Source organism: Bacteroides sp. CACC 737, from assembly GCF_013874375.1.
In the GTDB taxonomy this organism is placed as follows: Bacteria; Bacteroidota; Bacteroidia; order Bacteroidales; family Bacteroidaceae; genus Bacteroides; species Bacteroides uniformis.
The window spans coordinates 3,751,134-3,764,034 of sequence record NZ_CP059408.1 but is presented as its reverse complement, the minus strand read 5'-3'; the positions used below and the strand labels follow the sequence as shown (position 1 = coordinate 3,764,034).

Sequence of the window (12,901 nt, the reverse complement as noted above, 5' to 3'; positions counted from 1 at the left end):
CAGCTATTTGTAGCAGGGGTATTTCTCTATTTCATGAACCAACGATTCAAATGATTATGAGGAGCAACTACTACGAATTTATAGAATTTCGAGTGGGGAAGTTCTTTCAGATTTACCGTATAGGAAGTGGTGCCGGCGGGCAACTTGGCAAGCTCGATGTAATTGTCCTTGCTTCCGGTCTTGAAATGATTAGTCGTAGCAGCGTAGACGGTGACCGGCACTTACTCCGCGTAAGTGCGCCATGACAAGGTCACGGTGTCGTCATAAGGCATGGTCTTCAAGTCGCAGATGTCTGTCCGACCGATGAAAGGAATGCCATCCTGCTCCCAAAGGACATCCGAAGGCACCTCGAAACCAAGGTAGCGGCTGAGAGACGGAGCTATGTCGGTTATGGCCAGATTACGGTCTGCGAAATGCGCATTGACCGGCACGTTGGTCGAAATCCAGGTGGTGTGCTCGCGCTCGGACTGGTTCCCATGTCCGTAGCCGTTTTCAGTGCGACCGTGGTCGGTGGTGACCACTACCATCCACTCTTCATCGAAATGCTCTTCGCGATACTTCACAATTTCCCATACGCGTGCCACCTGCTCGTCGGCTTTGCGCACATACGCATCGAAGAATTCGCCGTTGCCCTCTATATGGCCTGCATCATCGGTGTACCACAGATAAAACCAACTGAGGTCGGGTGCATCCCGGCGGATGCTCTCGGCAGCATCCTTGGATACTTGTTCGTCGTAGTCGAATACATGCAAATCCTTCTCCTTGTGCGGAAAGCGGACTTTATCGAGATCGTAACCGTCACTGACGTAGTCTATCTTCAAGCGGCCTGTCTCCTCCTTGCTCTCTCCTATGAGCACAGTACGGTTGTCGATCCAGCTCGAGTAGAGTCCGGTCTTCACCGGACGCGACTGCTCCTTGGCGATGCGGAAAATGGTCCAATAGTTGTAATTGGGCTGTAGGTTGTCATTGCCTCCCACATTATGCTTGTTCAGCCAGGTGGCTGTCAGCAGATTGGTGTAACCGATGGCCGATATAATGGGCGTTTGCGAGTAAGTGCCTATTTCTCCACCGGTATATGCCCGGGCATATGCGCCTCTTGAAGCGATGTCGAAGACAGCGGGTGTGTGCAAGCGCTCTATCTGGTCGGCAGGAACTCCGTCTATGACGATATAGACTGCTTTTTGGGTACGGGCACACAAGCTGATACACCACAGTGCCACAAGTAAGGTAGTGATGGTGTAACGTTTCGTCGTCGAATTATTTGAGTTTGAGCACAAATTTAATGAGAATCTCTGGAAAAGGCTAATAAAAAGGAGGAAAAGTCTTCGTAATACCACGGTTCTTTCATTCAAAAAACTCTGCCCATTTCTCCGGCACCGGGGAAGGCAGGGTTCCCCGGTGCTGGAGAAATAAGTGGATTGATACTTGCTTTATCGTAACGGTGGCATCTGAAAACGTGGTGGGGCAAGTGTCGGCCCACCGGAGTTCATTTTATCAGGAAAAACGACATTACGCAGAATCTCATACAAAATTCCGCCCATGTCCAGACTTAATTTAAACTTGTCTAATTTATAATAAGGAATCACCACGGGCACCGTCTCCCAACGACCGCGATAAGCATCGTAATAACGTTGTACCCCGACTTCCATCCCAAAACGTTCGGACATATCTAGCGATATGGTGGCACCATAATGGTGGGTATCCATCCCATAAGGATTTCCTATGGCATACGAACCGAAAACTTTAAAAGTTACACGGTCCGAAGCCTGATACCGCAAAACTCCCGAAGTACTGAAAGCCTGCCCGGTGGAATGAATCATATTTATCTTCATGGCATCTACGCCAAGCTGAAGCGTCAGCCTTTGGTTAAAGGCGTGCTGATATCCCAGGGAAGCATTGTTGAAACGTCCGATACCCGGTACGCTGGTCTGCCCACCAGAACCGAATAACATACCGTGAGGGAACTGTCTTAATACACCACTTGCGCTGTAATCTCCCCGAAATAGCAGAGAAGGATTGGTCTGATAAGGCAGACGAAGAGACTCTTTCAGTGAAAAATCGGGCAGAGAATAGGAGTGTTCCGGATGAAACATAGAAGAAGGGGCAAAGTTTCCAGAGGGAAGCTCAAAAGGAGAGAATAGAGATTCATTGAATTCTGGCTGTATCTGTATACTGTCACGAATGAAACGTACACTGTCTTCCTGCGCAAAAAGCAACTGCGGCACAAAAGCCAACAGCAGGCAGATTCCCAAACGGACATCAAGACAAGAAATATTGACTTTCCGTTTTATACACATATACCCTCCTTATTTATATTCATAATACTGCTATACAAAAATAACGAAAATAAATCAGAAGAGCAGTACATATACTGCTAAATTATTACAATATAGAAGAATACATTATTAATTTTCTATCAATATCAACCCTACTCCTTTCACTGTTTTAATGGTTACCGACTCGTCTTCCGAAAGAAGTTTCGTCTTGCCTATTATTTTGAAGACAAAGATAGAATTTTATCATAGAAAAGGAGAATTTTACTTTTTTTCCGCCCAATATACTCCTCCCAATATCAGCACCGCCCCCATCAAAGCAACTATAGTAAGCTGTTCGCCAAGCAGAAAAGCAGAACCTACCAGAGTGAAGAGAGGATTCAGATAAATATAGTTGGAAGCTCTTATCGTTCCCAGCTGTTTTAAGACTACGTTCCAGACTACAAAACAAATCAAAGAAGCCAATACACCCAGGAAAAGTAAATTGAACAAAATAGCCGGCTCGAGAAGACGGACAATGTCGAAGTTCCAGGGATGAATCAGAAATGCAGGAAGAATAGTCAATACCCCATAAAAAAATATCTTACGGGTAATAAAAATTATACTGTAACAGTTGGACATTTTTCTCATTATTAAACTATAGAATGCCCAGGAAAAAGCTGCAAGTAAAGTAAGGAAATCACCTAAAGGAGAAATCTTTAATACAAAACTACCATTATAAACCACCAATGCCACACCAACCAACGCCAGCAAAGAACCAGCCATCAATCCACGGGTAGCCTTTTCCTTTTTATAAATCCACAAAGAAAGAATGGTCGTGAGCAATGGTGCCGTACAGACAATAAATGCCACATTCGTCGCCAATGTAATCTCCAAAGCTGTATTTTCCGTAAAAAAGTAAAATGAACCGCCTGCTATACCTCCTAAAAACAGCCAAGATTCATCTTTCCAATTATCAGCAAACAGTTTTCGGGGAGAAATAAACCAGATGCCCAGATAAGCTATCAGGAAACGAAGCAAGAATATTTCCTGCGGGGAAAGGCTATGCCCAATCAATACTTTCGTTGAAATAAAAGTCAGACCCCAAATACCTACCGTAAGGACGGCGACAATATGATAAGTATAATTTTTCATTGCGTTCATACACTTCCGATAAGTTGCGCAAAGATACGACTTTCTTCTTCAACACAATAACGCGAAGGATGAAATCTTCCCAGACTTCATCCTTCGCTATATCCTAAAAATCTTTTAGTAAATATCCTATTGAATTAATTTAGCTATTATTTGTATTACAAACAAAAAATTAGTTTTAAAAGCACATCACAAATGTAAGTAATAAAAAGTGAATTATCAAGCCTTTGCCATTGTTTTTTATGTTACTTAGCTACAAATCTGAAAATAAACCCGTAACTTTGCACCGATATTAACCGGATACTAACCGGTTTTAACCATGGAATAAACAATGTTTTCAACAAAATATTAATAAATACCACTATGGAATACAATTTCAGGGAGATTGAAAAGAAATGGCAGAAAAGGTGGGTGGAAAACAAAACCTACCAAGTAACGGAAGACGAAACGAAAAAGAAATTCTATGTGCTGAACATGTTCCCCTACCCCTCCGGTGCGGGATTGCACGTAGGTCATCCGCTGGGATATATCGCTTCGGATATTTACGCCCGCTACAAACGACTGCAAGGTTTCAATGTACTGAATCCCATGGGATATGACGCTTACGGTCTTCCAGCAGAGCAATATGCCATACAAACGGGACAGCACCCTGCAATTACGACCGTCAACAATATCAACCGATACCGTGAACAGTTAGATAAGATAGGTTTCTCTTTCGATTGGAACCGCGAAATTCGTACCTGCGAACCGGAATATTACCATTGGACCCAATGGGCGTTCCTCAAAATGTTCAACAGTTACTACTGCAACGATAAAAAGCAGGCACGTCCTATCCAGGAACTGATTGAAGCATTCAGCCAAACCGGTACTGAAGGAATGAATGTGGCTTGTGGCGAGGAATTGAGTTTTACCGCCACAGAATGGAATGCCAAGAGTGAAAAAGAACAGCAGGAAATCCTGATGAACTACCGTATTGCCTATCTAGGCGAAACAATGGTTAACTGGTGTCCGCAACTTGGTACCGTACTTGCCAATGACGAAGTAATAGACGGTGTCAGTGAACGCGGCGGTTTCCCTGTCATCCAGAAGAAAATGCGCCAATGGTGTCTCCGTGTATCTGCCTATGCACAACGCTTATTGGATGGACTCGATACCATTGATTGGACCGAATCCTTGAAAGAAACCCAAAAAAACTGGATAGGACGCAGTGAAGGTGCGGAGATACAATTCAAAGTGAAAGACAGTGATTTGGAATTCACTATTTTCACTACCCGTGCAGATACCATGTTCGGTGTCACCTTCATGGTATTGGCTCCCGAAAGCGAACTGGTACCACAACTTACCACCGACATACAAAAAGATGAAGTAAACGCTTATCTGGAACGCACCAAAAAACGTACTGAACGCGAACGTATTACCGACCGTAGCGTTACCGGTGTATTCTCCGGAAGCTATGCCCTCAACCCCTTTACCGGTGAGGCAGTGCCCATCTGGATAAGCGACTATGTGCTTGCCGGATATGGTACGGGTGCCATCATGGCTGTGCCTGCACACGACAGCCGTGACTATGCTTTTGCCAAGCACTTCGGCCTCGAAATCCGCCCGCTGGTAGAAGGTTGCGATGTAAGCGAAGAAAGCTTCGATGCCAAGGAAGGTATTGTATGCAACTCTCCACGAGAAGGTGTTACTCCCTATTGTGACCTTTCATTGAACGGACTGACCATCAAAGAAGCGATTGCTGCTACCAAGAAATATGTGAAAGAGCACAATCTGGGACGTGTAAAGGTGAACTTCCGTCTGCGTGATGCCATTTTCTCACGTCAGCGCTATTGGGGCGAGCCGTTCCCGGTTTACTACAAGGATAACATGCCTTATATGATTGATGAAAGTGCCCTACCCCTGGAATTACCCGAAGTTGCCAAATTCCTGCCTACCGAAACCGGTGAACCTCCATTGGGACATGCCACAAAATGGGCTTGGGATATTGTGAACAAATGTGTTGTGGAAAACGAAAAGATAGACAACACCACCGTCTTCCCACTGGAACTCAATACTATGCCCGGATTTGCCGGTTCAAGCGCCTATTATCTGCGCTACATGGACCCACACAACAACCAGGCACTTGTGGATAAGAAAGTAGATGAATACTGGCACAATGTAGACCTTTACGTAGGCGGTACCGAACATGCAACTGGTCACTTGATATACTCCCGTTTCTGGAACAAATTCCTATACGACCTCGGCATCTCCGTAGCCGAAGAACCGTTCCAAAAGTTGGTGAATCAGGGCATGATTCAAGGACGAAGCAATTTTGTCTATCGCATCAAAGATACCAATACATTCGTGTCCCTAAATCTGAAAGACCAGTACGATACTACCCCACTCCACGTCGATGTGAATATCGTATCCAATGATGTTCTGGACCTTGAAGCTTTCAAAGCATGGCGTCCCGAATACGCAACTGCCGAGTTTATTCTGGAAGACGGCAAGTACATCTGTGGATGGGCTGTGGAAAAGATGAGTAAGTCCATGTTCAACGTTGTCAATCCCGATATGATTGTCGACAAATACGGTGCCGACACTCTCCGCATGTACGAAATGTTCCTCGGCCCGGTAGAACAATCAAAGCCATGGGATACAAACGGAATAGACGGTGTACACCGCTTCATCAAGAAGTTCTGGTCACTGTTCTACGACCGCAACGACAATTATCTGGTAACAGATGAACCTGCCACCAAGGAAGAACTGAAATCCCTCCACAAACTGATTAAGAAAGTGACGGGAGACATTGAGCAATTCTCTTACAACACAAGTATCAGTGCTTTCATGATTTGTGTAAACGAGTTGTTCGGGATGAAATGCAGCAAGAAGGAAATTCTGAACCAGTTCATCATCGTTCTGGCTCCCTTTGCTCCGCATGTATGCGAAGAATTGTGGGAGACTCTGAACAATGCAGGTTCTGTATGCGATGCCAAGTGGCCAGTATGCAACGAAGAATACCTGGTGGAAGATACGGTCAACTACACCATTTCCTTCAATGGAAAGGCACGGTTCAACATGGAATTCCCCGCAGATGCGGCATCGGATGCCATCCAGACTGCTGTATTGGCCGACGAACGCTCTGAAAAATGGATAGAAGGCAAGACCATTGCCAAAGTAATCGTAGTACCAAAGAAGATTGTGAACATCGTTGTTAAATAACAGATATGCAAATTACAAAACCAACCAAAGCGGAAGTGACGAGGGAACTGAAGGATTATATCTTCATCACTTTGGGGCTCATCAGCTATGCATTGGGATGGGCAGCTTTCCTCATCCCTTACCAGATTACGACCGGAGGTACTACCGGTATTGGTGCCATCATCTATTATGCCACTGGATTTCCCATCCAGTGGTCATACTTCATCATCAATGCCGTACTGATGACTTTTGCCATCAAGATACTCGGACCGAAGTTCAGTATCAAGACCACGTTTGCCATCTTCGGACTGACCTTTTTTCTATGGTTTTTCCAGCTGTTGGTGAATGGTCCCGATGGTGTCCCTCCCCAACTGCTGGGCGAAGGACAAGACTTCATGGCTTGTCTGATAGGTGCTGCAATGTGCGGTGCCGGCCTGGGCATCGTATTCAACTGTAACGGTAGCACGGGAGGTACGGATATTATTGCAGCCATCATCCACAAATACAAGGATGTCACACTGGGACGCATGATAATGGCCTGTGACTTCATCATCATCAGTTCCTGCTACGTGGTATTTCATGACTGGAGACGTGTGATATTTGGTTTTGTAACTTTGTTTGTCATCGGGTTTGTACTGGATTACATTGTCAACAGCACCCGGCAATCTGTTCAATTCTTTATTTTCTCCAAAGAATATGAAAGGATTGCCGATCGCATCACCAAAGAAACCCATCGCGGTGTAACGGTACTCGACGGTATCGGCTGGTACAGTAAACACAACGTGAAGGTGCTGGTCGTGCTTGCCTACAAACGTCAATCGGTAGAAATATTCCGAATGGTGAAAGATATAGATCCGAACGCTTTCATTTCCCAAAGTTCCGTCATCGGTGTATACGGAGAAGGTTTCGACCGGTTAAAAGTGAAATAGGGACTTGTATAAGCCACAAGTATAAGGAGAACATAATATGAGAAAGAAATTTGTATTTGCCACCAACAATTCACACAAACTGGAAGAAGTGACTGCCATTTTGGGAGAGAAGGTCGAACTTCTCAGCATGAAGGATATCAAATGCGATACTGACATTCCGGAAACTGCAGACACACTTGAAGGAAATGCTTTACTGAAAGCAAGATATATCTTCGATAACTATCATCTGGACTGTTTTGCCGATGATACCGGTTTGGAAGTGGAGGCCCTTGGTGGGGCACCGGGTGTACATTCTGCCCGTTATGCCGGCGATGCACACAATTCGGAAGCAAATATGAAGAAGTTACTGAAAGATATGGAGGGCATCGAGAACCGGAAAGCACAATTCCGTACCGTATTTGTACTTATCATCGACGGAAAGGAACATCTGTTTGAGGGCATCGTGAAAGGAGAAATCACAAAAAACAGAAAAGGTACTTCTGGATTCGGTTATGATCCCATATTCATTCCCGAAGGATATACACAGACTTTTGCCGAAATGGGGAATGAACTGAAAAATAAAATCAGTCACCGAGCATTGGCCACTAACAAGTTGTGTAAGTTCTTAACGAGATAATGTTTTTGATGTAATGATATGCCAATGTGCTAATGACCTTTCGACGTGACAGCACAGCCAATTAGCACATTAGTATATCAGCACATTATAATCCCAGTTGAGCCGATATTTCCAACATCCTCTTAATCGGTTTCACTGCTTTTTCTGCAATCTCAGCATCCACCTTTATTTCTGGTGATTCGTTTTTCAAACAATCATAAAGCTTTTCCAGTGTATTCAACCGCATGTAACTGCATTCATTGCAGGCACAAGTGCTGTCGTTGGGAGGAGCCGGAATAAATGTTGTCTGCGGGCATTGTTTCTGCATCTCGTGCAGGATACCGCTTTCGGTAGCTACAATGTAGCTCTTTTCGGGATGTGCCACTGCATACTTCAGCAAAGCTGCCGTAGAGCCTACCACATCGGCCAGTTTCAAGACTGTACTCTTGCATTCGGGATGTGCCAGTACCACCGCATCGGGATGCTGCCGTTTTATTTCAACAATCTTTTCAACCGAGAATTCCTCGTGTACATGGCATGCGCCATCCCATAATAACATATTTCTTCCGGTAATGGAGTTGATATAATTACCCAAGTTCCGGTCTGGGCCAAAGATTATTTTCTCATCTTTGGGGAAGCTTTCCACAATCTGCTTTGCATTGGTAGAAGTTACCACCACATCGGTCACCGCCTTTACGGCAGCCGTTGTGTTCACATAGGATATCACCGTATATCCGGGATGCTCTTTGACAAACTGACTGAATTTGTCTGCCGGACAACTGTCTGCCAACGAACAGCCTGCCGCCATATCGGGCACCAGCACCTTCTTGTCGGGACAAAGCACCTTTGCCGTTTCTCCCATGAAATGCACACCGCACATCACGATGATGTCCGCCTCCGTCCGGGCCGCCCATTGTGCCAAAGCCAGACTGTCGCCCACGTAATCGGCTATATCTTGTATTTCACCTTTCTGGTAGTAGTGTCCCAGAATGATTGCGTTCTTCTCCTTCTTCAGCTGCTTGATAGCTTCTATAAGATTATCCATAATTATATTTTTTAATTTCTCTTTCTTCTTTAAAAATCCTTTGATAGTGATGATAGGCTGTTAACAGTGTGGACAAATAAATACGATTTTTCTTGCCTATGAAGTTATTAGTATCAAGCTGAATTTTACTCTTATGCTTATAAACCGGGGTTTTTAAGTTTATCCGTTGATAATAAGACTTCTGCTAAACAGCATTAACATGTTGTTAATAATATGCAAAGTTAATAACTTTAGAGTTATAAACCGATGAAACTAGGCTGAAAAATATGTTGAATGAAGCCTGGAAAATTCTCCTTAACTTTTTTGGTTTGTTCGTTTCACTGCTGTAATATGCAGACCTTTGAATAATGCAAGGATTATTTTTAAAATTGTTTCCCTATTGTATTGACACCTTTTCAACGGTTATTAACCGGGATATAAACGGAAAAAAGTATCTTTGCGGGGAGATTTAAAAGTATATTGTCATGCGTAAACTGAAGATAACTGAACTGAATCGTATTAGTGTAGAGGAATTTAAGGAAGCCGAAAAACTGCCTTTGGTAGTGGTATTGGATAATATCCGCAGTCTCCATAATATAGGTTCCGTTTTCCGTACTTCGGATGCTTTCCGCATCGAGTGCATTTATCTTTGTGGCATTACAGCTATCCCACCCCATCCGGAGATGCACAAAACAGCTTTGGGAGCGGAATTTACCGTAGATTGGAAATATGTTGATAACTCTGTTGAAGCTGTTGATAACCTAAAAGCCGAGGGATACATTGTTTATTCTGTAGAGCAGGCGGAAGGTAGTGTGATGCTGGACGAACTGGTGCTGGACAAGACTAAAAAGTATGCTGTGGTAATGGGAAATGAAGTGAAGGGTGTTCAACAAGAAGTGATTGACCATTCGCACGGTTGCATTGAAATTCCTCAATACGGCACAAAGCATTCGTTGAATGTATCGGTTACGGCGGGTATTGTTATTTGGGATTTATTCAAGAAACTGAGATAATAACAGGGCTGTTAATAAGCTGTCAATATATCGGGTTTGTTGGAGCTATATAGGTATGATGAGAGATTTTATGAACAGTGGTTGATTATAAAAATCAACCACTTTATTCATTGTAAATTAATGCTTTATCTCCTAATCTATCCTTTTTGTTAACCATGTATTCAACACATATCGGTTGTATGTGGAAAACTTGCTGTACAGTTGGTGTCTTTTCTTATTTTTTGTATATTTGCTGAATATATATAAATCATATCGATATGAAAAAGATAATATCTTCATGGATAGGCATTTTTGTAGGTTGTACTATTCTGGCAGCAGGTTTTGTTTACTTTATCAATCCTTATAATCTTGTTCCTGGCGGGGTGTATGGAGCCAGTATTGTGCTTCATAATCTGTTCCCTTCTATTCAAGTAGGTACTTTCGGTTATATGTTTGATATTCCTTTGCTTATCATTTCCGTGCTGGTACTGGGAGCAAAATTGGGAGCACGTACTATCGTGGCGGCACTATTCACTCCGCTTGCCATGAATGTGCTGTCTCTCCTCTCCTATCCTTCTGAAGAAGCGCTCCATCAGTTGGACCCTACACAGTTGCTGGGTGGCAGTCTGAATATGTCCGACCATTTGATGCTGACTTCTGTGATTGGTGCGGTGGTTATCGGTATAGGCTGTGGTATTGTAGTGCGTAGCCGGGCTACTACAGGAGGTACGGATATTGTGGCGATGATATTGCAGAAATATTGCCATATACGTTTTTCAAAGGCGATACTGCTGGTAGATGGCATCGTGGTGGGATTCGGCCTATTGGTTATCGGTTTCGGTATCGGAAATCCGGATGATGCTACACAACCTTCGTGGCATTTGTCTTTCTATTCACTGATAGCTATTTTTGTCACTTCGAGGGTATTGGCCTATGTGATAAATGGGGAGAAGAATGACAAGATACTGTTTGTCATCAGTGATATGCGCCTTACCGCTTTGCACGACTATATTCTTAAAGATTTGGACCGTACAGCCACTTGCATCAAGAGTAGTGGTCTTTATACCAATGTAGACAAGGAAATGCTGTTTCTTGTGGTGAGTTACAAGGAAGTGGTAGGTATCAAGCAGAAGATAAGGGAAGTAGACCCAAAGGCTTTTGTAGTGGTTACCGATGCTTATGATGCATTTGGTGAAGGTTGGAAAGAGCTTCCGATGGCAGGAGAGGTACAACCCGAATAGGTAGTAATAAACAATTGTTCATTCTATTATTAACTGAATATATAGCTTAATATCAATTGTTTAATAACTAATTATTTGTGTTGCTAACATAGTTTTCAACATGGTGTTAACGATAAGTTTTTTGTTTGAATGAACGGTATTGTTGCGAAGTCGATGATGTGGAACTTATGGCATGGTTGCCATAAATTGAGTGCAGGTTGTAAGCATTGTTATGTTTATCGTGGTGATGCCCGGCGAGAGGTGGACAGTTCGGTGGTGGTGCGGACAAAAAACTTTGACCTGCCTTTGCGTAAAAAGCGTAACGGAGAATTCAAGATACCACCTGGAACATTTGTCTACACCTGCTTTACTTCCGATTTCTTTGTGGAAGATGCTGACAAATGGCGGGCCGAAGCATGGGAGATGATTCGTTGTCGCAGTGACCTGCATTTTATGATGATTACCAAGCGTATAGACCGTTTTTCTGACTGTCTGCCCGATGATTGGGGAGACGGATATGATAATGTAACCATCTGCTGTACGGTTGAAAACCAGGCTTGCGCCGATTATCGCTTGCCCATTTATAAGAGGGCTCCTATAAAGCATAAGATAATAATCTGTGAACCGCTGCTGGAAAGGATAGATTTAAGTACTTATGCTGTTGGCGAATGGATTGAACAGATAGTTGCAGGGGGAGAATCCGGTTACGAAGCCCGCCCTTGTGATTTTGAATGGGTGATGGACCTTCGCAGAATTTGTGTGGAAAATAAAGTGGACTTCTGGTTCAAGCAGACCGGTTCTAAGTTCGTCAAAGACGGAAAGACATATAATGTGAAACGCCAATTTCAACATTCGCAGGCACGCAAGGCGGGAATAAACATCAGTTTATAATTGTCCGCTTTCTACCATCAATATCACCCGTTCGGTCAATGCATCGTCTCCCATAGGGTCGTATTGCTTCTTTAGACTGGCGCCGAAGAGTGCGGCAAAAGTCTGGTAGAAACCGGCTTTGAAAGGGCCCATAAAAGCTTTTACCAGTTCATATCCGGTGGAGTTGGTCTGTCGGTCTACCAGTTTTATTAACAGTTTGCCTTGGGCAAAGGTAAGTTTCTTCATGCGGGGAGTGTATTGCTCCTTCAAGCTTTTCTCTACTGCTTTCATGTGTTTCTGGCGGGCTTTCTCGGTGGGCAGGGTCATCATGTATTCGTAGGTTTCAATGATGGCACGGTTAATCTCCTTGGAGATGGGAAGTACCTTCTTTACGTCACGAATGAGTTTGTAGTACTTGTTCATGTCGCGCTTGTTCTTGAATTTAAGCGGCTTGAAGATGTAGACAGTGGGGAGCTTGACATAAGGGATGGTATCTCCTTCGTAAACGCACATGGGAGTAAGATAGACACTCTTTTGCGCAGCAGACTGTGGTTGCTGCTGTGCAAAGCATTTCAGGCTTCCGAGAGAAAGAAACATGATGAGTATTACTATGTTAAGCCTTGCGTTCATGTTGCAAAAGTACACCATTCTGTGTAATGTTGTTGCATCATGTTGATTTTTCCTTGC

Annotated in this window: 12 protein-coding genes and 1 pseudogene; 6 read left to right on the top strand and 7 right to left on the bottom strand. The window is 43.8% G+C overall.

What is annotated here, in order from left to right:
• Positions 1-26: 26 nt before the first annotated feature.
• From H1A11_RS19255 to H1A11_RS15795, 5 genes and pseudogenes are all read right to left on the bottom strand, one after another.
• Complete coding sequence (locus tag H1A11_RS19255) at positions 27-221, bottom strand: hypothetical protein (protein ID WP_226791283.1); 195 nt, start codon at positions 219-221, stop codon at positions 27-29.
• A complete protein-coding gene (locus H1A11_RS15805; protein WP_255461465.1) occupies positions 222-1,277 on the bottom strand; it encodes an alkaline phosphatase family protein in 1,056 nt (351 codons plus the stop codon).
• 153 nt (positions 1,278-1,430) lie between these two features.
• On the bottom strand, positions 1,431-2,297 hold the full coding sequence (locus H1A11_RS15800; protein WP_138346293.1) for a hypothetical protein: 867 nt from the start codon (positions 2,295-2,297) through the stop codon (positions 1,431-1,433).
• Between the two features lie 108 nt (positions 2,298-2,405).
• Positions 2,406-2,480 (bottom strand): annotated as a pseudogene (locus H1A11_RS19770) (DNA-binding response regulator); the annotation flags it as partial.
• Between the two features lie 57 nt (positions 2,481-2,537).
• Positions 2,538-3,416, bottom strand: coding sequence for a DMT family transporter (locus H1A11_RS15795; RefSeq protein ID WP_138346291.1), 879 nt, complete (start codon positions 3,414-3,416; stop codon positions 2,538-2,540).
• Positions 3,417-3,767: 351 nt separating this feature from the next.
• Between H1A11_RS15795 and leuS the strand changes: the two genes are divergently transcribed.
• Genes leuS through H1A11_RS15780 form a run of 3 tightly spaced genes read left to right on the top strand, consistent with a single transcriptional unit; the run spans position 3,768 to position 8,129 of the window.
• Positions 3,768-6,605, top strand: a complete 2,838-nt coding sequence (gene leuS / locus H1A11_RS15790) for a leucine--tRNA ligase (RefSeq protein ID WP_181757433.1) — start codon at positions 3,768-3,770, stop codon at positions 6,603-6,605.
• Between the two features lie 5 nt (positions 6,606-6,610).
• Positions 6,611-7,513 (top strand): YitT family protein, encoded by a 903-nt coding sequence (locus H1A11_RS15785; RefSeq protein WP_117599927.1) that lies wholly within the window; start codon positions 6,611-6,613, stop codon positions 7,511-7,513.
• A gap of 37 nt (positions 7,514-7,550) precedes the next feature.
• On the top strand, positions 7,551-8,129 hold the full coding sequence (locus H1A11_RS15780) for a non-canonical purine NTP diphosphatase (protein ID WP_181757432.1): 579 nt from the start codon (positions 7,551-7,553) through the stop codon (positions 8,127-8,129).
• An 85-nt stretch (positions 8,130-8,214) separates the two neighbouring features.
• On the opposite strand, the gene nadA is transcribed toward H1A11_RS15780, so the two are convergent.
• Positions 8,215-9,153 carry a quinolinate synthase NadA gene (gene nadA / locus H1A11_RS15775; protein ID WP_005825202.1) on the bottom strand — a complete coding sequence of 313 codons (939 nt, stop codon included), beginning with the start codon at positions 9,151-9,153 and terminating at the stop codon, positions 8,215-8,217.
• 464 nt (positions 9,154-9,617) lie between these two features.
• On the opposite strand from nadA, the gene H1A11_RS15770 reads away from it, so the two are divergent.
• From H1A11_RS15770 to H1A11_RS15760, 3 genes are all read left to right on the top strand, one after another.
• A complete protein-coding gene (locus tag H1A11_RS15770; protein ID WP_117688942.1) occupies positions 9,618-10,145 on the top strand; it encodes an RNA methyltransferase in 528 nt (175 codons plus the stop codon).
• A 257-nt stretch (positions 10,146-10,402) separates the two neighbouring features.
• On the top strand, positions 10,403-11,365 hold the full coding sequence (locus tag H1A11_RS15765) for a YitT family protein (RefSeq protein ID WP_005825206.1): 963 nt from the start codon (positions 10,403-10,405) through the stop codon (positions 11,363-11,365).
• A 129-nt stretch (positions 11,366-11,494) separates the two neighbouring features.
• Positions 11,495-12,235, top strand: coding sequence for a DUF5131 family protein (locus H1A11_RS15760; protein WP_009037514.1), 741 nt, complete (start codon positions 11,495-11,497; stop codon positions 12,233-12,235).
• Here the strand turns inward: H1A11_RS15760 and H1A11_RS15755 are convergent.
• Complete coding sequence (locus tag H1A11_RS15755; RefSeq protein ID WP_005833968.1) at positions 12,230-12,862, bottom strand: DUF4294 domain-containing protein; 633 nt, start codon at positions 12,860-12,862, stop codon at positions 12,230-12,232. The genes H1A11_RS15760 and H1A11_RS15755 overlap by 6 nt on opposite strands.
• Positions 12,863-12,901 lie beyond the last annotated feature (39 nt).